This window comes from Aureimonas sp. AU12 (assembly GCF_001463705.1).
Taxonomy (GTDB): Bacteria; Pseudomonadota; Alphaproteobacteria; order Rhizobiales; family Rhizobiaceae; genus Aureimonas.
This window is the reverse complement of the sequence record NZ_BBWH01000073.1, coordinates 1-418: the sequence shown is the minus strand read 5'-3', so window position 1 is coordinate 418 and position 418 is coordinate 1. Positions and strand designations below refer to the sequence as shown.

At 61.0% G+C, this 418-nt stretch carries 1 pseudogene; it reads right to left on the bottom strand.

The window, feature by feature from the left end:
- Positions 1-21 precede the first annotated feature (21 nt).
- Positions 22-418: pseudogene (locus AUL33_RS22610) on the bottom strand (site-specific DNA-methyltransferase); the annotation flags it as partial.

Genomic DNA, 418 nt, shown 5'->3' with positions numbered 1-418 from the left:
AAAGATCGTTGATGCTTACCATCATGCTGCCTCGACGATGGACTCGGCCTCGAAGCCGAAGACATCGACCACGCGGACGCACACGCGGCGCGCGCCGTCTTTCTTCGGCAGGCCGGCAAGCCGGGCCGTCGTTACGACGCGATAGGGATCAGCATCATTCTCGGTGTTGCCGCGATAGTCCTGCCAGACGGACCGGAACACCTCGCCGTCATAGTCGGGATCGACGCTCCAATATTCGATCAGCGCCATGGGGTCGGCGTTGACGAGGTTCTGGAGCTTATCGCGGTTCGCCTCGTCGAGGTTCAACGCCTCAGGCGACAGCAGCACATAATTGGCGATCGCCACGGAAAGCGCCTCGCCTTCGCCCTGGCGTTCGCGCGTGACCGCGCCTAGTTTCAAATATTGCAAGGACGAGAAC